Source organism: Shewanella sp. HN-41, from assembly GCF_000217915.1.
Lineage (GTDB): Bacteria > Pseudomonadota > Gammaproteobacteria > Enterobacterales > Shewanellaceae > Shewanella.
Map to the genome: position 1 here is coordinate 49180 of NZ_AFOZ01000031.1, position 23077 is coordinate 72256.

Genomic DNA, 23077 nt, shown 5'->3' on the forward strand with positions numbered 1-23077 from the left:
CTTTTTCTGTTAAACTCACCGCAACTTGCTTACCAAAGTGATATATCGAGCATTCATACGAACGACCGATATTGGCCTAAGCAAGACTCACACTGGCCACGAGATCCCCGGTACGAGCTACCTCGTTAACGATACGGATCTGTTAGTCCACTACGGTTCACATTCGCGCTTATTCATCCTGCTTCGGTATTAGGGGATTGGTCAGGATCAGCCCTCAAGATCGGCGCTTCATATCCAGCATTAGCAGGTACTTAATAACAAGATGGGTCACCCACTGCTCACGTTCAGCACTGAGGTATTCCCACATAAGACAGTTTGTAAGGAATTATCATGCACACCACTTATACCATTGGCGAGCTAGAGTCGTTCTTAATTGCTATTTTCGTGCTGTTTATCGGCCACGCTATCAACCGCCATGTCCGTGTCTTTAGACAATATAATATTCCCGAGCCCATAGTTGGAGGACTCATTATCGCCGCCACGGTTGCCTTCCTTCACTTCCAGCGTATCAGTCTCAGCTTCAGTCTATCGCTGCAAAATATCTTAATGTTGATGTTTTTCAGTACAATAGGATTATCCGCTAACTATAAGCTTTTGCTCAGTGGCGGTAAGAAAGTGTTCATATTCCTCGGTGTCGCCTCGTTTTACATCGTTATCCAAAATGCCGTTGGAGTCAGTTTAGCGAGTCTATTAGGCTTAGACCCTATTATGGGACTCATTGCGGGTTCCATCACCCTCTCTGGTGGCCATGGTACGGGTGTGGCTTGGTCGCAAACCTTTGCCGAAAACTATGGTATTAACACCCTAGAATTTGCCATGGCGGCAGCAACCTTTGGCCTAGTGATGGGCGGTATTATCGGCGGGCCAGTCGCACAGCGGCTGATAGGAAAGCACCATCTTGTGTCCCAGTATGGTATTGGGCGCAAGCACCATATTGAGCATCCCCAATTGCTCACTTACGACCAGTTAGAAGAAGATCAAGTCACAGCCAAAACCATGTTAGAAACCCTTTTTGTGCTGCTCTTATGTGTTGCTGGCGCAAAATGGCTTACGGTACTTGTAGGGCTATCGGGTATTGCTTGGTTAAAAATGCCGGACTTTGTCTATGCCCTATTCCTCGGTGTACTCATCGCCAATATCACAGAACTGACCCGCGGCTATAAACCCCATACAGAGAGTATCGATGTAATAGGCACTGTCGCACTGTCACTCTTCCTCTCCATGGCATTGATGAACTTAAAGTTATGGGAAATTTTTGATTTAGCCATCCCGCTACTGGTGATCTTATTAGTACAAACTGCAGTGTTAGCGGTGTTTGCCTATTTCGTGACGTTCAAGGTGATGGGCAGTAATTACGATGCCGCGGTGATCACTGGTGGCCATTGTGGCTTTGGTATGGGCGCAACGCCAACGGCGGTGATGAATATGGGGGCGCTGGTATCGCGTACGGGGCCTTCACCCCAAGCCTTTATGGTCGTGCCTATCGTCGGGGCCTTCTTTATCGACATAGTTAACTTGATTGTCTTGCAAGGTTATCTGAGCTTTATGAAGTAGCGATTCATCATTTGCCATAAACAGGGTGCCTATTGAGGCGCCCTTTTTATAGCTGAAAATAACTCAGGCTAGAACGCGCGCATTAAGCGTTCGGTCCTAGGTAAGTAATGGTCGTCATAATCGAGGGAGAAAATAACGGAACTTGAACGACCGACTATCTCATCCCGGGGAACAAAGCCGATGATCCGAGAGTCAGCGCTATTATCTCGATTATCCCCTAGGGCCAGATAATGCGCATCCGGCACAATGACAGGTCCAAAGTTAGCAAGCCCTGAGGGAACGGCATTAAGCCGAATACTGTGTGCCATACCGAGTAAATCCTCCTGCATTTCAGTGACATCAGCCGGAGCATAGGTACTCAGGGCTTGGGATCTATAATCCAAGGGTTCACCATTTAAATACAAACGATTATCCCGCATCATCACAGTATCGCCCGGCACAGCAATCACTCGCTTAATCAGTTTTTTATCTGCCTTTTTCGAATCAAAAACCACTATATCACCACGGGCGGGATCAGCCAGTTTGACTAGGGCGATATGCGTAAAGGGCACCCTGAGATCGTAGGCCATCTTGTTTACCAGAATGCGATCACCCTCGACGATAGTTGGGAGCATAGAGCCCGTTGGCACTGTATTCCAATCGGCCACGGCACTTCTGAACACTAACATTAAGCCGATAAACAACAGAAAGGATCGGTTATCCTTAAACAGTTTTGTGATTCCTTTGAACATATTTTCCCCTCTATGGCATTGATGCTCAAGATCCATCATCAAGAGCGTTAAGGCAAACTAACCGTGATTCACCGTTAAATAGACCCATTGAGCCGCACTAAGTTCTGTTGTCATCAACTTGCGTGTTAACCCGCGCAATCAACCACTCACACTAACTGCCCGCCTTTAATAGCTCAGAGCAGGATTGATTGAGCAATTGGCGGCAGCGCCACACTCCGAGTAAGGCCACCAGCAAGGCACCTGAAACAGGGGCTATCCCCCACCAAGGCCAGTGCATATATACATTAAGTTCAAATACTTGAGTCTTGAGTAGATAGAGCGCAAATTCGGCGACTATCACGGCAAGCACACCCGCAATTGCGCCAAGTAAGGCAAACTCTAACCCCGTTGCACTGCGCAATAGCCAACCCGAAGCGCCGAAGGTTCTCAGCACAGCTAATTCGCGTTGCCGAGTCGCCATACCAGCCTCAGTCTGTGCGATCAAGACTAAGGCACTGGCGAATAATACCAGCACCAGCACTAAGGTCAGTGACAATGACACTTGCTCTATGATCTGCCTGAGCTGGCCCACCATAGCGCCAACATCTATGATAGATATGGTCGGAAACTGCTGAATAAGTGCCAGGATCACCGCATCCCTAGGCGTACCATCAGCATTCATCGCTTGACCGTTTGTTGCTTGATCATCCGTAGCTTGCAGCTGATCATTTAGATAAAAACTCGCCATCGAGGTATAAGCAAAGGGCGCTAAGGCCTCCTCGGTAAAAATCATAAAAAAGTTCGGTTGCAGCGTTTCCCAGTGCACGGCGCGAATGCTGGCAACTTTAACTGTGAGCTCCTGATTATCAATGACATAAGTCAGCTTATCCCCCAGAACTACCCCTAAACGTTCCGCCACACCGGATTCCACCGACACTTCATCGACGGCTTGATTAAAGTGACCTTCTAGCAGCTCATTATTCGCGGGCAGGGTTTTACGCCAAGTCAGATTAAGCTCCCGTGAAATGCCCACTCTACCCTGCTCGCCCGCCTCGGCCTGCTCATTCGAAATCAGTGCTTCACCGTTAATTTGCGTTAAACGGCCACGGATCACAGGATAAATGTCCGTCGCCGCTATGCCCTTAGCCATCATAAAATCATTTAAAGGCTTAGCATCATCGGGGGCGATATTGACGAGGAAGTAATTAGGTGCATTTTCGGGCAACTGTTTTTGCCATTCGTTGAGCAGATCCTGTCTTAGGGCCAGAATCGTTAATAACAGTACCAATGCCGCGCTAAACCCCACCAATTGCACCGCATTTTGCCGAGCACGACGCCTTAGTCCCGCCAGTGCCAATTGCAGGGGATTGGTCGTCTTCATACCGACACTGTGCCCTAGACGTATCATCACAAACCCAAGCACACTTAACAGCACACCGAGCAGTAATACCGCACTGACGACTGTCAGGGTCAGAGCCCAACTTTGGGAATACAAATAGCCTAGCAGCGTCATCGCCCCTAAGCTCAGTAAGAAATGCAGCCACATGCCAAACTGTAAACCTTCCAACTGACGCTGTAACACTCGTAGCGGTGGAATCGCCAATAATCGCAGCAATGGATAAGCCGAAAACATAAAGGCACTGATAAGTCCAGTACCAATACCAAGCAATAATGGTCGAGTGAGGGGCGGTGAATAGGCTGCAATTTCAGCGGGTAAGAGATGACTAATGCCAAAATCGAGCAGTGCACCACCCAGCAGGCCCAGACCAATGCCGAGTAAGGTCACCAACAGCAAATGCATCCCAAACAATAGGCGAATTTGTGTTGCCGAGGCGCCAAACGTTTTCAGCATGGCCACCACATCGTAATGACGTTGGCAATAACGCTGGGCGGCAATCCCAATTGCGGCGCAGGCCAGCGCTATGCCAAGTAAACTTGCGAGCAACAAAAATCGCTCCGCTCGCTTAACCGCACCCGCTATAGGCGAGTCGCCGGATTGCACATCGACCCAGCGTTGAGAGCTATTTAACAGCGGTTTAACATTTTGCTCAAAGGCCGTCAGCGAGGCTTCATCCCCCGTAAATTGATACAGATAAGTGACTCGGCTGCCCAGTTGGATCACCCCAGTTTTGGCAACATCCTCTATCCGCATCAATACCACGGGCGATGAGGCGAAGGGATTAAAACCCGCATCGGGTAAGCGGCTGATCTCATTACTGAGCACAAACTCACTGTTACCTAGCTCGATGGATTTGGGATAACCTAAGAGTCCACCTAAACGCGTCTCAAACCAGATCTCATCCGCTTGGGGTAGGCCCTTGGTTTTACCGATGGTAAGTTCAATCTCCCCCTTGAGCGGGTACCCAACTTCAACCGCACGCACTGTGACTAACTGAAACTTATCCCCCGAATACACCATGGAATTAAATTGCATGTTAGTCACATGCTTAAGCCCGAGCTCCTCAGCTGAGGCTAAAATTGCCGCATCAATTTTAACCGGCGAATCGATGATCCGGTCGGCGGCGATAAACTGCGTCGCTTGGCCATTGATGGCAACTTGCAGTCGCTCGCTGACCCGCGCAAGTCCACTCACCGACAGCACGGCCAAGGTAATAGCGAGAATAATTAATAACAATTGTCCTTGCTGTAACTCGCGCTTAAACAGGCGCCATGCCAAGCTTAATTCCATGATTAAGCCTCCTTAGCATTGGCTAAGGGCATGGTGTCAAATGAAGACTGAGAGTTCTCTTCCTGTAGGTGACCGTTATCCATCACCAGCTGCCGCTGACAGCGTTTGGCCAATTGCAGATCGTGGGTGACTAAGATAAGTGTGGTGTGGCTTTCCTGATTGAGTTCAAACAACATATCGGCAATTTTATGGCCGTTAACGCCATCTAAATTACCCGTGGGTTCATCGGCAAACAACACCTTGGGCTCACAGATAAAGGCTCGGGCAATCGCGACTCTTTGCTGCTCGCCGCCCGAAAGCTGCTTAGGTAAATGGGTTAAACGGTGGGATAAGCCGACTCGATCCAGCATGGCCTGCGCTTTTTCCTTGGCATTTTTTACGCCAGCAAGCTCGGCGGGTAACATCACATTCTCGAGCGCCGTCAGGGTATCTACCAACATAAAGGATTGAAAAATAAAGCTGACCTTCTGTTTACGCAGCGCAGCTTTTTGCTCTTCATTCAGCTTTGACAACGCCACGCCATCGAGCCAGATCTCCCCCGACGACGGTGTATCAAGCGCCGCCAGCAATCCCAGTAAGGTGGATTTGCCAGAACCCGATGGGCCAAGAATGGCCACACTCTCACCTTGCTTGACATCTAAGTTAATGCCATTGAGGATAGTGAGAACTCCTTCCTGAGTAATCACTGATTTTTCGAGGTTAACCACATTGATGGCACTGTTTTTTAAGATGACGTTAGACATAGGATCCTTCTTATATAAATCGTTCTGGTGTCAATCGCTGAGAGTTAAGTCAATGACTAGGTCCCTTTGGGCCTTCGTCCTATTGAGTATCTTTGTGGCCACCCCATCCCACGCGGCACGGGTGCTAATCCTCGGCGATAGCTTAGGCGCAAGCTATGGCATGGCAGAACAGTCAGGCTGGGTGGCGCTGCTGCAAGAAAATCTGCCCGAACATGAGTTTACCAATGGTTCAGTGAGCGGTGAAACCACCGCTGGCGGTTTGCGTCGCTTACCCGCGCTGCTCGATTCTGTCGCCCCCGACCTTGTGGTCGTTGAATTGGGTGGTAATGATGGTTTACGTGGATTTCCCCCAACACAACTCGAGAACAATCTAACCCAAATCATTACCCTAGCCAAAAAGAGTGGCGCAAAAGTGCTGCTAAGCGAAATCATGGTACCGCCTAATTATGGCCCTCGCTATACTCAAAAGTTCACCCAAGTGTATCAAGACATATCTAAAGCACAGGATATAGTGTTGATCCCCTTCTTTATGCAGGATATCGCGCCCAATCCAGAACTCATGCAGCGTGATGGCATTCATCCCAACGAAAAAGCCCAGCCTAAAATTGCCAACTGGATGCGACCTTGGATTGAAAAAGCGTTAACTCAATAAAATAGCTGCAATTTTAAGCTAATAAACAACTTGCTTAGCTAAACTCATGTGCAAGCGATAAAAACGTGTTCTAACGCAATATTAGCCCTATAGATAAACAGTAAAATTCGTGTTAGCAAATGGTTAACCCAACAAGGAGTCAATATGTCCCTTAGCCATCAGCAAAAAGTGTACATACCCAAGGAAGCCCGTACCAACCAATATATCACCGCCGAAATCAAGGTGACGGATGAGTTACTGAGCCAATATCCCGATTATCAAAGCTGTTATCAAACCTTAAGCCGTTTGATATTCAACTTGGCAGAACAACACGATCTGCGTAATGTTCACGTGATCACTAACGATAAACTGCCCGTTGTACGTTACCATACTGAAGCCTATTGCTTCCAAACCACTGAACAAATTCTATTTTTTTACAATCCAGCCTACCACGAAGCCCAAAATTTATTCTCACAGGAAAACTACCGCGCCCGTAAATTGCGCATAGTGTTCCTCGCCACAGGCGAAGATATCCGCAGTAATTCCGCTAGTTTTCACATTAAAGTGCGGGAGTTACTCAATGCCTTGATGCCTAAGCTACCGATTAAGGATCTTAAGGTGAAGATCCGTGATCATCAGCATTTATCCTATGATCTGTTCGCTAAGGCCAAGGGATATAAGGAGACCTATGGTTATAAACTGCGCGCTATCGGCCCAAGATATAAGGCCAGAAAATGCGAGTTACCGGAAAATACCAGCTCACTCACCTATGTGACTGTCAGTTTGCCCCTGAGTCGCAAGCTCAAGCAGGGGTTATTACCCGACTCAGCCACTGACTTTACGCCTTTATATCAACATCTTGAGGATAGTTTTCTCAAAGCGGCGGCCAATAAACAACTCACTCGCCTCGCGATGATCGCTAACGGTTTAACACCCTTGGTACGTAACAGTAAGTTTGAGAAGTTGGACAGCAAAACCGAAGTACAGATGATAGGCTTCGATCCAAATGCGACTGGGCAACAAGTGATCCGTCGCTGGGATGCCGATAACTTAGTCGAAGCGGCCCACTTTACCATAGTGGCGGGCATGAAAGACTGCGATGATTCGGGCTTTGGTCGCTTTATGAATAATGTCGAAGCCGCGTTGAAAGCCTTTGCGACTGAGATAGGATTGGATCCGGAACGCGAAGACTTAGTCGTGCGTTTCCATCAACATATCAGCTATCAAATCTGATTGAGTACAGATTACCGCTAAATAACAGGGCGCATTGAGCGCCCTGTTATTTTAGAAAACCGCAATTCGTCATTTTCCCTACCACACGTTGCACCATTTTGGCCATATTTCACATTGCCTTTTTTTGCCCCTAGCGCATTCTGTTAACTAAATAATAACAAAAAGGGAGCAATCATGTTTAATAACACTATTAATCCGTCTAGGACTAAGGGCCCTAAGGCTACTAGCCTGAGGGTTTCATCCGCTCAAACCCACAAAAAGACGTCGAGTAAGGCGGCATGGCTAATGCCTACGGGGATAGCCCTACTCATGGCTTTTAATCTCAGCGGTTGTTTTTCCGATGATGAGTCAGCACCCACAGTCACCCCTCCAGTCGTGCAACCACCGGAAACGGGGCCGACCTTCCCCGAAGGCGCCATTAAGATTGCCGCGGGTGATAACCTCACGACCCGCATTCAAGAAGCGCTGATCAATGCGCAAAGTGGCGCCGTGATAGTGCTACCTAAGGGCACCTTCAATATAGACTCGACCTTACTCTTCGATGGAGATGTGGACGGTGATGGCACTTTCGCCAAAAACGTCACCATCATGGGTTATGGCATGAATGACACTGTGCTCAATTTCTCCCAAGCCAACTCGGGCGATGGCATCTTCGTGCAAAATGCGATGAACATCATCATTCAAGATCTGTCGGTCAACGAAGCCAAAAACAACGGTATTAAGCTTAAAAACACCAATGGCATTATTTTGCGTCGAGTCGGTACTGTCTGGGAGGGGCCGCTAGATAAAGATAATGGTGCCTATGGCCTGTACCCGGTTGAGTGCGAAAATATTCTTATCGAAGATAGCTATGTTCGTGGCAGTGCCGATGCGGGGATTTACGTGGGGCAATCCCAATATATTGTGGTACGCCGCAATATCGCCAAGGAGAACGTCGCGGGGATTGAGATTGAAAACTCCAAATACGCCGATGTGTATGACAACGAAGCCATGGGTAACACTGGAGGGATATTAATTTTTGATTTACCCATTAATAACCATAGATATGGCTCAAGTGTGCGAATATTCAATAACAAAGTGTATGACAATAACACGCCAAACTTTGCCAATGCCTCGGCAAACCCTGCTGGAGTGCATATAGTGCCACCGGGCACTGGGGTTATTGTCCTCTCCACCGCCGATGTGGAAATTTTCAATAATGAAATCACCCACCACGATACCTTAGGCGTGACCGTCAGCAGCTTCTTTATTGCGGAGCCTGACATGACCTCCTTTGTTGGAAACTATGGTCAGTCCGGTCAAGCCATTGAGGACGGTTGGCGCCCAGTGCCACGTAATATTTATCTCCATGATAACCTGATCACTGATTATGGCAGCAAGCCAAAAGGTTATTTAATTCAAGATATTATTCGCGCATATATTCTGACCCACGGCACTTTACCCGGCGTACTCTATGATGGTTTAGGAGAAATGCTGTCCAACAATGGCACCGCCGCCTATTTAGGCTTAAAGGAGACGCCCTTTGCCGAAGATGGTAGCGACAATGTTTGCGCCAGTGATAATGGTGATGTGTCCTACGGCAGGCTCTATGCAAACAGCAACACAGATATCAGTATCGCCGATGTGCAATATGAGAAGACCCAGAGCAACTTACTCAAGTGTTCACAGGTGAGTCTGCCCGTGCATACCGTTACCTTTGCAGGTCAAGTATTTGGCTGTGGTGTTGACGATAATACCGCTGGCTGCGATGGCGGCGTACTGGTCGGTGGCGGTGGCACTATCGGCGAGGGTGAAGGCGGTTTAATCGGTGATGGTGATCAAAGCCTTTGCCAAGCCACAGGCTCGAACGTCAGCTGGGATGCACTGCTAAAAGCCAACTGCCCTAAACTGTCGGACTACAATCTGTTTAATGATGCTAAAAATCCAACCGCAGGGCCTAATTCGGGCGGTGTCCCTTACGATCTTAACACTCAGCTCTTTACCGACTATGCCAGTAAGTACCGTTTTGTGTACCTACCCGCGGGTCAAAAAGCCACCTATTCTGAAAACGAGTCCTTCGATTTCCCAGTGGGTAGCGTCATTGTCAAAACCTTTGCCCTACCAAGCGACACCAGTAAACGAGGCATTAGCAACGAAAGCTTGATTGAAACTCGACTGCTGATCCATCGCCCAACGGGCTGGAGCGCCCTGCCCTATGTTTGGAATGCCGATAAAACCGATGCAACTTTGGCCAAAGCAGGGGCTATTAGCAATCAAAGTCTACTGCATAAAGGTGAAAGTTTGACCTTTAATTATACGGTTCCCAGCATGAACCAATGTAAGCAGTGTCACCAGTACAAGGCCGATGACAACACCAATGCCGTGTTTATGCCCATAGGTCCTAAGGCTCGCCACTTAAATCGCAATTACAGCTACCAAGATGGCACCATGAACCAGCTGCTGAAGTGGGAAAGCCTCGGTATTCTGCAAGGATTACCTAACCTCAGCCAAGTGCCACAGGTGCCCGCCTATCAGGATGGCGATGAAGCCACAGTTGCTAGCTTAAGTGATACCGCCCTGATGCAAACGGCTAAGGGCTACTTAGACATCAACTGCGCCCATTGCCACCGCCCCGAAGGGAATGCCTCTAACACAGGCCTTAAACTCGAGTACTGGCGTGGTTACAGCGATGATGCAGGCTTCTCCCACGGCACCTGTAAATCCCCCGTCGCCTATGGCGGTGGTAATCTAGGGTTCGATATAGTCCCGGGTAATGCAGACGAGTCAATTATGCACTTTAGAATGGCAAGTACGACGCCGGGCGATCGCATGCCTGAAATTGGCCGCAGCTTAGCCCATGGCGAAGGCGCGGCCCTGATCAGCGAATGGATCAAACGCTTACCTGCGGCGAGTTGCTCCCACTAACCCAAAGCACGTTTTAAAGCGCACGATGAAAGGCTGGCTATGCCAGCCTTTTTACATAGCAAACCATTCCGATTGTGTGGATGTTTACGATGAAAAAACGTTTAATTTGTAGCTTAATCTTCATTATCAGCAGCCAAATAACCGCCTGTGGTTGCAGTGATAGTCAAGATATCAGCACCGAAACACCCACGGTGCCTACGGTGCCCACCACACCCGAAGGCTTGTGTGAGCAAGGTACTTCCCAGGTAAACTGGCAGGCATTAATGGCCGAAGATTGCCCTCGTTTAAGTCAATATGGACTCTTTACCGAGCCTTTAAACCCAACCACACAGCCAAAAGCCCCCGGTTTTAGTTACCAATTGGCGACACAGTTATTTTCAAACTATGCCAGTAAATACCGTTTTATCTATTTGCCCGAAGGCAAAACCATTCAATATCAACCCCAAGACGCGTTTGACCTACCCGTTGGCACTGTACTCGTCAAAACCTTTACCCTGCCGCTCGACACTGCCATTACAGGTTTTGCGAATGAAACCCTTATCGAGACCAGACTGTTAATCCACAGATCCCTAGGCTGGACGAGCCTTGTTTATCAATGGCAACAGGGAGAAGCCAAACTGATAACCGCAGGAGCCACTGTCCATCATACATTCACCAATCAGGGACAAACTCAAACCTTTGACTATGCCATCCCTAGCCGCGGCGAGTGCAAAATTTGCCACCAGAATAATCAAAACAATAACAGCCAAATCGTCCCTATTGGCCTTAAGGCACACCTACTCAACCTTGATCTGCACGATCAAGGCAAAAATATCAATCAGTTGGAACATTGGGCACAGCAGGGGATTATCACCTCTTTACCGCCCATAGGTGAAATAGGCAAAACCTTTGCCATCAATGAGACCAATAGTGACTTAACGGCCCGGGCTAAGGGCTACCTAGATGTCAATTGTGCCCACTGCCACAGTGCCAATGGCTTTGCCAGTATCTCAGGACTCAGACTTGGGTTTTATGTCGACCACAGCAGTTATCAATATGGGATCTGCAAGCAGCCCCCGGGATGGGATGGGGGTGAAAAAGGACTCGACTACGATATCGTCCCCGGCAATGCGGATCACTCTATCTTGCTGTACCGTCAAACACTGTCTGAGCCTAAGGATAGAATGCCCCCCATAGGCCGTAGCATTGAGCATAGCGAGGGGGTGGAACTGATAAAACAATGGATAGACTCGCTGGCACCAAGTTTAGGTAACTGCGTCTAGGCGTGTTTATTTATGGACATAATGGCAGTTCAAGCGGCTGAAATATCCGGGCGGATGACCAATCCAATGCTTAAAACATTGCCTAAAATGACTGACATCCGCATAGCCCATAGTTTCGGCAATCGCCTCAATACTCAATTGATTAGCTAGAATAAGTTCAATCGCCTTTTGACAACGCACTTGATCCACCAGCCTTTGGTAACTTGAGCCCAACTGAGCCAACTTTCGCCTGAAGCTTCTATCACTCATATGGATCTGAGCGGCCATGGCATCTAAGTTTGGCACACAGGGAAAACGCTCCCGGATAACATCAAGCACAGTGTCGATAAAAGAGACCGCCCGGACCTCACTCGCGGTAATTTGATGATCGGAAAAAGCGTAAATAACCGGTAATGACAGCCAACTTAAATCGATACGCCATTCAAAATATTCACTATCAAAACAAATTTCGGCTCCCGTTGATTGAGCTAAAAATCGGCTATCACGTGCAGGCTCTGCCAAGTTAATCTTGGTTAAAGGGACAATCTGCCCCGTCAACTCACGCGCCAGCCCAAGCAAAGAGCCAATACTATGAAGAAACTGAAAGCTATATTGACTCTTTTCAATGCGTCCCGTGTTCAACCAACGGATGCAAATGCTTTGGTCTTCGAGCCGCATTAAGGTATCGGTAAAGCTACCGACTAATCTAGGGTGATTGACGACAAACTGCAGACAAGCTTGTAATGTGGTTAACTGCGCCAAATGCGGTAACACTACATCTAGGCTACTCACGGTATAACTTAAGCCTAACTTAGTACCAATATCCGGATCTTGGCTCTGTAAACGCAAAAACTCCATGGCATATTCAACTTGCCAAACATAAACAAACTGATAGTGTGCGAGTTCCTGATGACCCAAACCAATATGTAAACAGACTTCCTCTTTTGCAGTCTCCCCCAAGTGTAAAGCAGTAAAGTCCAAAATATTTCGCAGTTCAAATGCAGGATAGGTTTGATCTCCAACCATCATATTCGTTTTATAATCGACGCGTTGTAACATGAAACCTCCTCATCTTAGATTTATCCGTTATCCGTTATCCGTTATCCGTTATCCGTTATCCGTTATCCGTTATCCGTTATCCGTTATCCGTTATCCGTTATCCGTTATCCGTTATCCGTTATCCGTTATCCAATAGTTGTATAAGATTTACCTTATTTTTAACAGCCTTAACTTCAACTTAATGTTAAAAAAATGTATAAATTTATTGCATCGATATTTCTCATAAAAAACGCCTGCAAATAGCAGGCGTTTTGAGTTCAGCATTAAACGGCATGGCCGTGACATTTGCCCTTACATCGGGCGATTCTTCTCAATGAGGCGATTAAAAATCGCATTGACAGATAGCGATACACCATGGGCAATTTTATCGGTGAGCTTTTTCTTAACCTGATAATGCAGCTTATACACAGTGCGCTCACCCGCCAGCGACATGAGAACATCATCACTGGTTGATATCGCATCAATAAGCCCTAAATCAATGGCCTGCTGACCGTACCAATGCTCGCCGGTAGCGACTTTAGCTAAATCTAATTCAGGGCGATACTTACCCACAAAAGCCTTAAACAGCACATGGGTTTCTTCCAGTTCCTGTTGGAATTTCTGTCTGCCTTCATCGGTATTTTCACCAAATACCGTCAGAGTACGTTTAAAATCCCCCGCAGTATGTTGCTCGTAGTCAATCTCATGCTTTTTCAGCAACCGGTTAAAATTAGGCAACTGGGCAACCACACCGATAGACCCCACAATAGCAAAGGGCGCTGCATAAATCTTATTGGCCACACAGGCCATCATATAACCCCCACTGGCCGCCACTTTATCAACGCAGACGGTCAGAGGAATGTCGGCTTGGCGTAAACGGTCTAGCTGGCTGGAAGCTAACCCATAGCCATGAACCATACCGCCACCGCTCTCGACATTGACGATAACTTCATCGCCTTTTTCGGCGATGGCTAAAATGGCACTGATTTCCTCGCGCAGTGAAGCTACCTCGGCCGCATCTATACTGCCTTTGAAATCAACCACAAACACTTTACCCTTGTGAGTTTCATCGGCGGCTTTTTCCTTCGCCTTTTCTTCAGCCTTTAATTGTTTCTCGTAAGCCTTGAACTGTTTCTTTGACAGCAACTCTGCTTTCAAATCGTGTTTAAGCTCGGCTAACTCTTCAGACAGGTTAGTGATCCTAAGTTCCCCCTTGTCTGACTTATGCTTTACAGTAGAAGCCAGCACCACAATAACCACGGCGATAATAGCGACCACAATAGTGACGGCTTTCGCCAAAAACATTCCATACTCGTATAAAAATTCCAAAGCGATCTCCATTGGGACGCATATTTGCGTGTATCTTCACTGAATTTATTGCGAGCTATTCTAACAGCCTAATGGCCCATAAAAAAACCCAGCATTGGCTGGGTTTTCTGGATTAAATAGGAATTAGTTAGGACAAGTTACAATGACACCACTGTCTGAGACTAAAACCGTTGCATCCCCTTTGCCCGCAGATAGGGCATAAGTGGCCACTTGAGTCTGCATTTCAACGGTCGCCGCTGCAGCCATACCATCGGTGGAGTCCTTCTCGCTTGGGTCAACAATAGAGCTGTGGTGTCCCTTCGAGAAACGCACGGCACCAGGACCTTTACTGGTACTGTCTACACAAGGTAAACCAATAGCAGAGATCAGCGGTTCAGTACCCGATAACGGGAAGTTATCCACGCGATTAGGTAACACTTGATCCGGTAAGTTACCGTTGCCATCCCCTGCCACTTCAATTAAATGAACGGGTAAACCCGTCGCTTTTAACATAGCCGCATGGTTCACGGGATCCGCCGAATCCACCGCCGTTTGCACCGCAAAGGCAAAGGTTGGAATAAACTGGGCGTAAACCGCTTGTACTAATGCCGCATATTCTGGGCTACCCGGCTCATAACCTGCGGTATTGGCTTTATCGACTAGGGCTTGGAAGGTTTCTGATGCGGTGATATTGCTAAATAGCACAGGGCCAAAGGTCGCAGAACCAGCAAAGGAGCCCGCTAAACCTCCTGTAGGTGCCACTAATGACGCAGCATTAATAGCATAGGCATTAGGCAAAGTTTCACCCGTCGCAGGATGTTTGAGGCCAGTACTGGCATAGGTCGCAAAGTCAGTTCCAACGATAGCACCTAAGCTCAGACCTTGAGCACTGATTTTAGTCACATCAAATACTTGCGGCTGACCAGCTTGTGCTAAGCCCTGTGCTAATCCAGTAAGAGCAAGACGCACCCCTAAATGGTCCATCGTCGCTTGACGGAAGTTATCTCGCACCGACAAAGTGCTCGAAATATTCACAAACACTAACGGATTACCATTTTTATAAGCATCAGGTTTACCTGGAGGAGCTGGGAACGATGGATCTGTCGCAGAGACTTCATAAATCCCATCGTTGTTAGCATCGAATGAGCGCGCTCCATGGAGTGGCATATCGATGGCAATTGTTGCAACGCCCATTGCCGCATAGGTACCCGCATAGGCCAGTGACATTTCTTTACCACCACCTAAGCCGTGCAGTGCGATTGTGGTTGGCCAACCTGATGTTGGCGGCGTGAAAGTCAAACCTTGCTGTTGATAGAAGGCGGCTAATTTAGCCGCATTAGGCATTGAAATCAGTACAGAAACCGTTTCATAACCTTTGATTGCAGGGATAGGGTTAAACTTAGTTAAATGCTTGGTCTTATCGGCAGCAGTGCCATCATCTAACAACCAAGTTTTACCCGCCATCAACGCCGGATTCGCTAAAGCATCGGCGGGATTAGCAATCCCATTCGCCACGGCTTGCATCCCAAAGTTGGTTTGACTCAAAGTACCCGCTTGCAACGCTAATAACACAGAAACGGGGCTATCACCTTGTGCTTTCCAGTGGCCGTTGATCAAGGGCTGGCCCGTTGAAGATAAACAGCTCACAGATGAACAATCACCGTAAATCGGTAACTTAATTTTTGCGGTATAGACATCGGCTAAACTCGACACAACATAGGCTGCACCGTCAGCCTGTGTTAAACCCGCTGCATCTGCAACTGTATAACCTGCTGGCGTTGGCATTTGCGCAAAACTTGGCGCATAGGGCGCGCCCTGTGCCATCAGCAGTTTTGTGGTTTCATAGACGTTTGCAACCGATTGCGTGGTAAATAGCCCCGCATAACTAATGGTTGAAGTATCCACATTATGTGCGGCTGCGATCCCTTTTTCATAGCTGTTGACTAAGGTTTGCAACATTAATTGATCAGGGGTTTCTAAAGGTAAGGTATTGATATCCATCTTCAACAAACCATAGGTTGTTGAAGGTGCGATTCCGCGGCCTTCAGAGTCTTGAATAAGGTTAGTGGTGGCATAAATATAAGACTGCCCGGCCTTAAGAGGCTTGAGAGGCACTAGGACCACTTTATTACCAGAAGCCGTCGATACAAAGTCAACACCAAACTGTAACTCGGCTCCCACTTTACAGGCTGAAACCGACGGTTTAGTTTTACACTCAGGATCGGAAGACAATGGCCCCCCCACAGTGGCCTCAAACATTCTCACCGCCCCCGGCTGTGCTACCGAGGCCGCCATTAAGGTCAGTTGTGTACCATCGTGGTTTTTCGCTAAATCAATATCAATAGAAATCGGTGATGTTGTCGACCAACCATCTAATGCCCCAAGTGCGATTTGTGGATCGACATAGTTGCCTGAGCTTTCACCCGGAATAGATAATGTGCCATCGGTCGTACCACTGAAGAGTAAATCGTTTGGCAAAGGTACCTTGGAATTAGCAGGGTCGAACACCATATGGGATTCAGGGATGAGCGGCTCCGTCTTATCCTTGAGTTCGTTGTAACTGTCCTCGCCACATCCTGTGAGGCCCAGTGCTGATGCAATCGCAACACACAAAATGAGTCTTTTCATTTTTTTTCCCCAAATCTTGTTGTAATAATTTTGTTTTCCCCAAGAAATTAGTCACAATAGCGCGAACTCTATGACTAATAGGGCTTATGTTAGCCCTAACTCGTTTCAAGTTAACGTAAAAATATTGAGTTAGCCACAAGTTTGTCACAAACATTTTTGCTATTGATAACAAAGTTTCATTCGTTTGTTTGAAACATGCGTTTAGCAATTCGGCGACTCTAGAAGTGGCGGGCATTCTCGCCAAGGGGAAAAAGAGACTCATGTTGGAATATCAAGCAGCGAAAGATTTACTTCAAGGTAAAACTATTCTGGTCACAGGCGCAGGCGCGGGCATAGGTCGCGCGGCCGCCATTGAGTTTGCAAAACATGGTGCCACTGTGATTTTACTCGGTAAAACCGTGAAAAAACTCGAAGCGGTTTACGATCTAATAGAACAGGCTGGTTATCCAATACCCGCCATTGTGCCCTTAGATCTCAAAGGTGCGACCGAACAAAATTACCGTGATATGGCTGAAACCATTAGCGAACAGTTTGGTCATTTGGATGGTTTACTGCATAACGCCAGTTTGCTCGGCGCCTTAGGCCCATTCGAACATATTGATATCCAGTCCCTCGAAGATGTGCTCAAAGTGAATGTGACGGCCCAAGTTATGCTGACTAAAGCCCTGCTACCCATCATGCGCCAAGCACCGAGTGCCTCGATTATTTTCACCTCAAGCGGTGTTGGCCGTCAGGGCCGCGCTTACTGGGGTCCCTACGCTTTCTCCAAATTTGCCACCGAAGGCATGATGCAAGTACTCGCCCACGAATGTGATGGCACATCAGTACGCGTTAACAGCATCAATCCTGGGGCGACCCGCACCGAAATGCGTGCAAAAGCCTATCCAGCTGAAAATCCGTTAGATTTGAAAACAGCGGAAGAAATTATGCCCACCTATTTATATTTAATGGGGCAGGACTCAAGCGCAGTCAACGGTCAGCAATTTAACGCTCAATAAGTGAAAGAGCGATTAAACAAAAGGAGCCCTTATGGCTCCTTTTGCTTTTAGAACTCACCCGCAAGCTTAATTTGAGCAAAATAAATCATGGTTTTAGGCTTATCTTGTTCTTTGGGCCCCTCAGCATGAGATGCAATCGAAGATTCATGGCTAGAATAGTAACTGACCCATAGGGTATCTCCCCAAAGCACCACGCCTGCATAACTCGTATCTCCTTGAGATGGCAGGGTTAACCATTCACGAATAGCGCCTGTATCCCTATTTATCTCGACAAGCGCCGTGCGGATCTGCCCCTCATACAGGCGCACCACAGCCAATAGACGGGACTGATAGATAAACATCACGGGTCCGCCGATACGTTTATCTAATGCTTGCCATTGCCATTGAGTAAAGGGCGGTGAGCTTTGGCCTAATAATCCCACAAACTCTGGGCCCCATACGGGATCGCGTCTCAATAAACAAAAACCGCTATTTTCATGGAACACGAGAGAGCTTTCATTTACATACCCCTGATTATTAAAGATATTCACCCAAGTGTTGAATACTGTTCCATCATCACTTTTATATAACCGTGTATCGCCATCGGGGCCTGCTCGATAACCAATCCCATAGAGTGAACCCTGATGTGCCGTTAAGCGCCATAACCAGTAGCCTTTATCCGCTATCTCAAGTGGTTCAGACCAATTCACTCCATCTTTAGAGCGCCAAAGGTACGACTGTAAACCGGACTTATCGTGGTGAGCGCCGCCGCCCAATAACAGTAGTTTTCCTTGAAACTCGATCAGTTTACCATCGCGTAAATCGGCTTGAGTAGAGCGGAGCAATGCCACACTTTGCCAGGTATCACCAGAATCGACGGAGCGAAGAATACGCAGGGCGCCATCGGGGGATATATGGGCCGAACCTTCACGGAAAACACAGAACAATGCGCCTTGGTATAGGATCAAGTCGGTAAAAGCGTTGTGCTCCCCCAGTTCCCAAATTCGCTTAACTGAAATTAACTCCATTGCTCACCTCCTTTCGCCCAATTCCCTTGTTATAACATAACCATCGGTCACAGAAAGCAAAAAAGGCCGCTAAGCGGCCTTTTTCATTAGGATAAAACAACTTAGCTACGCTGACGCGTTGGTTTGGCTTTTCCCGCCCCAGTGACTTTATGCTTACGCACGGCACGGCGAATTTTGGCGCTTTTGACCTGGGCACGGGCCACACTGTGTTTATCGGCAGCAAGCATAGTGCGGGTTTCGGGCTCAAGACCCGCCAACTGACGCAGGTAGTTGACTTGCTCTATTGGCAATTCAACCCAACCGCCGCGGGGTAAGGATTTTGGCAATTCGACCATACCATAACGGATACGGATCAAACGGCTCACCTGCACTTCCTGGGATTCCCACAGACGGCGCACTTCGCGGTTACGACCTTCGCGTAAACACACATGCCACCACTGGTTCATGCCTTCACCACCAGCGGCTTTGATGCTATCAAATTGTGCTGGGCCATCCTCTAACATCACACCGGTGCGTAGGCGCTGGACCGTCGCTTCAGGTACTTCACCGAAGGTACGTACAGCGTATTCGCGGTCAACCTCGTTAGATGGATGCATTAGGCGATTTGCTAGCTCACCATCGGAGGTAAACAACAATAAACCTGAGGTGTTGATATCTAAACGGCCGACGGCTACCCAGCGTGAATCTCGCACTTTAGGTAAGCGATCGAATACCGTTGGGCGGCCTTCAGGATCTTTACGGCTACAAATCTCGCCTTCGGGTTTATGGTATGCCAGCACACGGCAAATCACATCATCGGCGGATTTAAGCGAAATCGCTCTACCATCGATACGCACTTTTGCGTCGGCTTCGATACGGTCACCAAGGTTAGCGATGACGCCATCAATACTAACTCGACCTGCAGCAATCCATGCCTCCATCTCACGACGGGAGCCATGGCCTGCACGGGCCAAGACTTTCTGCAACTTTTCACTCATTAGTATTTTGCTCTTCTGACTGTTCTGGCGCTGATTTCAGTCCTGAAAAAACCGCCTGCAATGACTCAGCATCCGTAAGCGCGGGAAGATCCGCTAAGGTGTCTAAGCCAAAATATGCTAAAAATTCTAAGGTAGTGGCATACAGTGCGGGTCGCCCCGGGACTTCTTTGTGGCCAACTACTTTAATCCAATGTCTATCCGACAAACTTTTGATGATATGGCTACTAATGGCCACACCGCGCACCTGTTCAATATCCCCGCGGGTCACTGGTTGACGATAGGCAATCACAGCCAAAGTTTCCAATGTCGCGCGCGAATATTTTGGCGCCTTTTCCTGCCACAGGGGCTGCAAAAAAGGACTCAGAACGTCTAAGGTCTGGAAGCGATAACCTCCAGCGACTTTCACAAGTTGAACACCTCTTTCCTGATAATCCAGTTGCAGCTCGTCCAATGCGACTTTGATTTTGTCTCTGGAAACGGAGAAATCCACGAGAACCGTTTCCTTCAACATTTTCACCGACAAGGGTTTCCCCAATACAAACAGGCTCGCTTCAATCAGCTGTTTTAATTGAATTGGATTTATCTGCATCAATTAATAGGCCTTTACGTAAATAATTGAAAACGGTTCTGTTTGGTACAATTCGACCAATAACTCTTTGACTAATTCCATCAAAGCGAGGAAGGTCACCACCACACCTGCGCGGCCTTCTTCAAAGGTAAATAGGCGTTCAAATGCCGTAAAATCTTCTGAGTTCAACATGGCTAAAATCTGGCTCATGCGCTCGCGGGTCGATAACTGTTCACGTTTAACGTGATGATCTTCATTGGCATCAATACGTTTGAGCACATCGCCAAAGGCGCGGGCAATCTCGAATAACGAGACTTCAGGCGGGATCATTAACGGCTTAATATCCGGTGCTGCCACCGCTTTGGCTTGAAATACATCCCGCTCGAGCCGCGGTAAATCATCGAGTTTTTGCGACGCTTCTTTAATCACTTCATAGGCTTTTAACTGACGGATCAGCTGCGCCCGAGGATCCTCCTCAACCTCATCTTCAGCCACCATACGTGGCAGCAGCAAACGGGATTTAATCTCGGCAAGGGTTGCCGCCATCACTAAATAATCGGCGGCAAGCTCGATACGCGCCTGAGTCAGCATCGCGATGTATTCTAAATACTGTGCGGTGATTTGCTGAATGGGTAAATCGACAACGTCTAATTTTTGCTTACGGATCAAATATAAAAGTAAGTCTAAGGGCCCTTCAAAGGACTCAAGAAATACTTCCAATGCCTCGGGCGGGATAAATAAATCCTGCGGCATTTCGGTCATTGCCTGACCGCGAATAACGGCTAAGGGTAAACTCTGTTGCGTGCCCAGCATCCGCTATTTTCCCCGTGTCACACCCACAGATTGAACACAATCACTCTTGGCCTTACGCCAAACGCGCGATTATACCCGTAAATGAGCGGCGATAAAACTGCCAAATGGGCGCTTTATGCCGCTAAGTAAACCGATAACCCGTTTTCTCAGTCTGCCGTTATCACAGGAAAGGGCTGATATCCCCCGCCCCTTCACGCAAAATTTCGGCGCCGTCTTCGGACATATCGATCACTGTGGTCGGCTTTTCGCCTAAATAACCGCCATGGATAATCACATCCACTTGATGCTCAAGGAGATCACGAATATGCTCGGGATCGGACTCGGCAAATTCAGAGTTTGGCATCACTAAGCTGGTCGACATCAGCGGCGCGTCTAAGGCTTCGAGCAACGCCAGAGCGATCACATTGTCGGGCACACGAATACCTATGGTCTTTTTCTTGTCATTTTGCAGACGACGGGGTACTTCTTTGGTCGCTTTAAAAATGAAAGTATAGGGCCCAGGTGTGCAACTTTTTAGAATGCGATAGGCCTGATTATCCACTTTGGCGTAGGTTGCAAGCTCGGATAAATCGCGGCACATCAAGGAAAAATTATGATCGTTCTCAATTTGACGAATACGCGCCATCCGCGTCATCGCGTCTTTCTCACCAATCAAGCAACCTAAGGCATAGCCCGAATCGGTGGGATAAACAATCACCCCGCCGTTTTTCAATACGGCAACGGCCTGGCCGATAAGCCGCGTTTGCGGATTTACTTCATGTACATAAAAAAACTGACTCATGGTCGTTCCATCCAAGATCCCGATTGCCAGACCCAATCAATACCTTGGGGCTGATACAGATTTTTACCTAATTCTATCCAATTACTTGGAAAGTGAAAATCACTCCCTATCGATGCAAGCAACTGATTTTGAACGCTAAGAGCAGCAAGATTTGCCCTATCGTCCACTGTTTGCTGGCCGAGCACCACTTCCATGGCATCTCCACCCGCTTGTTTAAATTCGCGCACTAAACGCTTTAACCACTTAGCGGATAACTTATAACCGCTAGGGTGGGCTAAAACAGCTAGCCCGCCGGCACTGTGGATCACCTCAATCGCGCTTGCCATATCGCCCCAATTATTGGGCACGTAACCCGTTTTCCCCCGGGCAAGGTAGCGTTTAAACACGCTCGGCATATCCACAGCATGGCCATTTTCAGCCATCCAGCGGGCGTAATGACCACGGCTTAAAGCCGCATCGCCCGCCAACGCCTTGGCACCTTCATAGGCCCCTTCAATGCCCGCCTTCGCTAATCTGTGGCCAATCTCTTGGGCGCGTAATTCACGTAATTCACGCTGGTTTTCTAAAAATGCTAATAATGCAGGATTATCCGCATCGAAGTTAAGCGCAACAATATGAATGTCATAACTGTTCCAGCGAGTCGATATCTCCACCCCTGAAATCAATTTAAGCGGATTTGCCTGAGCCTGATTAAAGTGACGGGCCTCAGCCAAACCTGCAACCGTATCGTGATCGGTAATGGCAAATAATTGCACGCCCTTCTCAAGGGCTCTGGCCACCAATTCAGACGGAGTTAACTGACCATCGGACGCGGTCGTGTGGCTGTGTAAATCAGCCAATATGCTTTGAGTATTCATGGGGCCATTGTACGCGAATTTGTTAAGAAATGTGCAGTTATCTCACACTTTATGCCAAGGGTTGCCTATTTAACCTTGGGATTTTTTGGCCACAAATGAGCCAATTTGAAAAATATTCAATTGACATTATTGCTCGGCTCATGTTTTCTATAGGTCCATTGACGAATTAGCGAGACCCTTTTGAATGACCCACATTAACGCTTCATTAAACATCATTTGGTGGTGGCACTTCCCAACGTAGCGGGTGGTGTGAAGCTCTGTGCTCATTTGAAAGTGACCAGAATCAACAAGAAGCCCGCAGAAATGCGGGCTTTTTTGTTAGGTGCGAAAAATGTCGGCAGACTCGGGTAACAAGATTAAGAAAGTGAGATAACTCATGATGTTAAAGACATTTAAT

Annotated in this window: 19 protein-coding genes and 1 other annotated feature; of the genes, 7 read left to right on the forward strand and 12 right to left on the reverse strand. The window is 47.9% G+C overall.

Features of this window, described 5'->3' with window-relative positions; genetic code table 11:
* The first annotated feature begins 330 nt into the window (after nucleotides 1-330).
* Nucleotides 331-1554, forward strand: coding sequence for a sodium/glutamate symporter (gltS, locus tag SOHN41_RS11900; protein ID WP_007649236.1), 1224 nt, complete (start codon nucleotides 331-333; stop codon nucleotides 1552-1554).
* A 68-nt stretch (nucleotides 1555-1622) separates the two neighbouring features.
* On the opposite strand, the gene lepB is transcribed toward gltS, so the two are convergent.
* The 3 genes from lepB to SOHN41_RS11915 all read right to left on the reverse strand — a co-directional run bounded on the left by lepB (nucleotide 1623) and on the right by SOHN41_RS11915 (nucleotide 5696).
* Nucleotides 1623-2285, reverse strand: a complete 663-nt coding sequence (gene lepB / locus SOHN41_RS11905) for a signal peptidase I (protein WP_037458973.1) — start codon at nucleotides 2283-2285, stop codon at nucleotides 1623-1625.
* 151 nt (nucleotides 2286-2436) lie between these two features.
* Nucleotides 2437-4953, reverse strand: coding sequence for an ABC transporter permease (locus tag SOHN41_RS11910; RefSeq protein WP_007649240.1), 2517 nt, complete (start codon nucleotides 4951-4953; stop codon nucleotides 2437-2439).
* A 2-nt stretch (nucleotides 4954-4955) separates the two neighbouring features.
* The gene (locus tag SOHN41_RS11915) at nucleotides 4956-5696 is read right to left on the reverse strand and encodes an ABC transporter ATP-binding protein (RefSeq protein WP_007649245.1); all 741 of its coding nucleotides are present in this window, start codon (nucleotides 5694-5696) and stop codon (nucleotides 4956-4958) included.
* A 52-nt stretch (nucleotides 5697-5748) separates the two neighbouring features.
* Between SOHN41_RS11915 and SOHN41_RS11920 the strand changes: the two genes are divergently transcribed.
* The 4 genes from SOHN41_RS11920 (at nucleotide 5749) to SOHN41_RS11935 (ending at nucleotide 11726) form a co-directional block, all read left to right on the forward strand.
* Entirely contained in the window at nucleotides 5749-6348 is a 600-nt protein-coding gene (locus SOHN41_RS11920) for an arylesterase (protein WP_037458975.1), read from the forward strand.
* Between the two features lie 144 nt (nucleotides 6349-6492).
* Nucleotides 6493-7560, forward strand: a complete 1068-nt coding sequence (locus SOHN41_RS11925) for a DUF3083 family protein (RefSeq protein WP_007649257.1) — start codon at nucleotides 6493-6495, stop codon at nucleotides 7558-7560.
* 174 nt (nucleotides 7561-7734) lie between these two features.
* Entirely contained in the window at nucleotides 7735-10464 is a 2730-nt protein-coding gene (locus SOHN41_RS11930; protein ID WP_083820776.1) for an SO2930 family diheme c-type cytochrome, read from the forward strand.
* Between the two features lie 89 nt (nucleotides 10465-10553).
* Entirely contained in the window at nucleotides 10554-11726 is a 1173-nt protein-coding gene (locus SOHN41_RS11935) for an SO2930 family diheme c-type cytochrome (protein WP_007649260.1), read from the forward strand.
* A gap of 6 nt (nucleotides 11727-11732) precedes the next feature.
* Here SOHN41_RS11935 and SOHN41_RS11940 read toward each other — a convergent pair whose 3' ends face one another.
* A complete protein-coding gene (locus tag SOHN41_RS11940; protein WP_007649262.1) occupies nucleotides 11733-12764 on the reverse strand; it encodes an AraC family transcriptional regulator in 1032 nt (343 codons plus the stop codon).
* Here SOHN41_RS11940 and SOHN41_RS20160 point away from each other — a divergent pair.
* On the forward strand, nucleotides 12763-12900 hold the full coding sequence (locus SOHN41_RS20160; protein ID WP_007649261.1) for a hypothetical protein: 138 nt from the start codon (nucleotides 12763-12765) through the stop codon (nucleotides 12898-12900). The two genes, SOHN41_RS11940 and SOHN41_RS20160, sit on opposite strands and share 2 nt — an antisense overlap.
* A gap of 155 nt (nucleotides 12901-13055) precedes the next feature.
* On the opposite strand, the gene sohB is transcribed toward SOHN41_RS20160, so the two are convergent.
* A complete protein-coding gene (gene sohB / locus SOHN41_RS11945; RefSeq protein ID WP_037458979.1) occupies nucleotides 13056-14072 on the reverse strand; it encodes a protease SohB in 1017 nt (338 codons plus the stop codon).
* Between the two features lie 123 nt (nucleotides 14073-14195).
* Complete coding sequence (locus SOHN41_RS11950) at nucleotides 14196-16679, reverse strand: VolA/Pla-1 family phospholipase (protein WP_007649264.1); 2484 nt, start codon at nucleotides 16677-16679, stop codon at nucleotides 14196-14198.
* A 260-nt stretch (nucleotides 16680-16939) separates the two neighbouring features.
* Between SOHN41_RS11950 and SOHN41_RS11955 the strand changes: the two genes are divergently transcribed.
* Nucleotides 16940-17677, forward strand: a complete 738-nt coding sequence (locus SOHN41_RS11955; protein ID WP_037458981.1) for a YciK family oxidoreductase — start codon at nucleotides 16940-16942, stop codon at nucleotides 17675-17677.
* A 47-nt stretch (nucleotides 17678-17724) separates the two neighbouring features.
* Here SOHN41_RS11955 and SOHN41_RS11960 read toward each other — a convergent pair whose 3' ends face one another.
* The 6 genes from SOHN41_RS11960 to rnm form a co-directional block, all read right to left on the reverse strand.
* Complete coding sequence (locus SOHN41_RS11960; RefSeq protein WP_007649267.1) at nucleotides 17725-18684, reverse strand: hypothetical protein; 960 nt, start codon at nucleotides 18682-18684, stop codon at nucleotides 17725-17727.
* Nucleotides 18685-18785: 101 nt separating this feature from the next.
* Nucleotides 18786-19661 carry a 23S rRNA pseudouridine(2605) synthase RluB gene (rluB, locus tag SOHN41_RS11965; protein ID WP_007649268.1) on the reverse strand — a complete coding sequence of 292 codons (876 nt, stop codon included), beginning with the start codon at nucleotides 19659-19661 and terminating at the stop codon, nucleotides 18786-18788.
* A complete protein-coding gene (gene scpB, locus SOHN41_RS11970; RefSeq protein ID WP_007649269.1) occupies nucleotides 19654-20250 on the reverse strand; it encodes an SMC-Scp complex subunit ScpB in 597 nt (198 codons plus the stop codon). The genes rluB and scpB overlap by 8 nt, the downstream gene beginning before the upstream one ends.
* Before the next feature lie 3 nt (nucleotides 20251-20253).
* Complete coding sequence (locus SOHN41_RS11975; protein WP_007649270.1) at nucleotides 20254-21042, reverse strand: segregation and condensation protein A; 789 nt, start codon at nucleotides 21040-21042, stop codon at nucleotides 20254-20256.
* A 160-nt stretch (nucleotides 21043-21202) separates the two neighbouring features.
* Complete coding sequence (locus SOHN41_RS11980) at nucleotides 21203-21823, reverse strand: L-threonylcarbamoyladenylate synthase (RefSeq protein WP_007649271.1); 621 nt, start codon at nucleotides 21821-21823, stop codon at nucleotides 21203-21205.
* Nucleotides 21820-22680 carry an RNase RNM gene (gene rnm / locus SOHN41_RS11985; RefSeq protein WP_007649272.1) on the reverse strand — a complete coding sequence of 287 codons (861 nt, stop codon included), beginning with the start codon at nucleotides 22678-22680 and terminating at the stop codon, nucleotides 21820-21822. Before rnm ends, SOHN41_RS11980 begins: the two co-directional genes overlap by 4 nt.
* A 211-nt stretch (nucleotides 22681-22891) precedes the next feature.
* Nucleotides 22892-22999: a sequence feature (Trp leader region), on the forward strand.
* The last annotated feature ends 78 nt before the right edge of the window (nucleotides 23000-23077 follow it).

What these genes read in the sequence shown, in the direction of transcription:
- SOHN41_RS11975 (WP_007649270.1), bottom strand. Translation starts at nt 21,042, where the DNA reads ATGCTGGGCACGCAACAGAGTTTACCCTTAGCCGTTATTCGCGGTCAG.
- scpB (WP_007649269.1), bottom strand. Translation starts at nt 20,250, where the DNA reads ATGCAGATAAATCCAATTCAATTAAAACAGCTGATTGAAGCGAGCCTG.
- SOHN41_RS11930 (WP_083820776.1), top strand. Translation starts at nt 7,735, where the DNA reads ATGTTTAATAACACTATTAATCCGTCTAGGACTAAGGGCCCTAAGGCT.
- SOHN41_RS11940 (WP_007649262.1), bottom strand. Translation starts at nt 12,764, where the DNA reads ATGTTACAACGCGTCGATTATAAAACGAATATGATGGTTGGAGATCAA.
- lepB (WP_037458973.1), bottom strand. Translation starts at nt 2,285, where the DNA reads ATGTTCAAAGGAATCACAAAACTGTTTAAGGATAACCGATCCTTTCTG.
- SOHN41_RS11925 (WP_007649257.1), top strand. Translation starts at nt 6,493, where the DNA reads ATGTCCCTTAGCCATCAGCAAAAAGTGTACATACCCAAGGAAGCCCGT.
- SOHN41_RS11935 (WP_007649260.1), top strand. Translation starts at nt 10,554, where the DNA reads ATGAAAAAACGTTTAATTTGTAGCTTAATCTTCATTATCAGCAGCCAA.
- rnm (WP_007649272.1), bottom strand. Translation starts at nt 22,680, where the DNA reads ATGAATACTCAAAGCATATTGGCTGATTTACACAGCCACACGACCGCG.
- rluB (WP_007649268.1), bottom strand. Translation starts at nt 19,661, where the DNA reads ATGAGTGAAAAGTTGCAGAAAGTCTTGGCCCGTGCAGGCCATGGCTCC.
- SOHN41_RS20160 (WP_007649261.1), top strand. Translation starts at nt 12,763, where the DNA reads ATGAAACCTCCTCATCTTAGATTTATCCGTTATCCGTTATCCGTTATC.
- SOHN41_RS11980 (WP_007649271.1), bottom strand. Translation starts at nt 21,823, where the DNA reads ATGAGTCAGTTTTTTTATGTACATGAAGTAAATCCGCAAACGCGGCTT.
- SOHN41_RS11950 (WP_007649264.1), bottom strand. Translation starts at nt 16,679, where the DNA reads ATGAAAAGACTCATTTTGTGTGTTGCGATTGCATCAGCACTGGGCCTC.
- SOHN41_RS11920 (WP_037458975.1), top strand. Translation starts at nt 5,749, where the DNA reads ATGACTAGGTCCCTTTGGGCCTTCGTCCTATTGAGTATCTTTGTGGCC.
- SOHN41_RS11955 (WP_037458981.1), top strand. Translation starts at nt 16,940, where the DNA reads ATGTTGGAATATCAAGCAGCGAAAGATTTACTTCAAGGTAAAACTATT.
- SOHN41_RS11910 (WP_007649240.1), bottom strand. Translation starts at nt 4,953, where the DNA reads ATGGAATTAAGCTTGGCATGGCGCCTGTTTAAGCGCGAGTTACAGCAA.
- gltS (WP_007649236.1), top strand. Translation starts at nt 331, where the DNA reads ATGCACACCACTTATACCATTGGCGAGCTAGAGTCGTTCTTAATTGCT.
- SOHN41_RS11915 (WP_007649245.1), bottom strand. Translation starts at nt 5,696, where the DNA reads ATGTCTAACGTCATCTTAAAAAACAGTGCCATCAATGTGGTTAACCTC.
- SOHN41_RS11960 (WP_007649267.1), bottom strand. Translation starts at nt 18,684, where the DNA reads ATGGAGTTAATTTCAGTTAAGCGAATTTGGGAACTGGGGGAGCACAAC.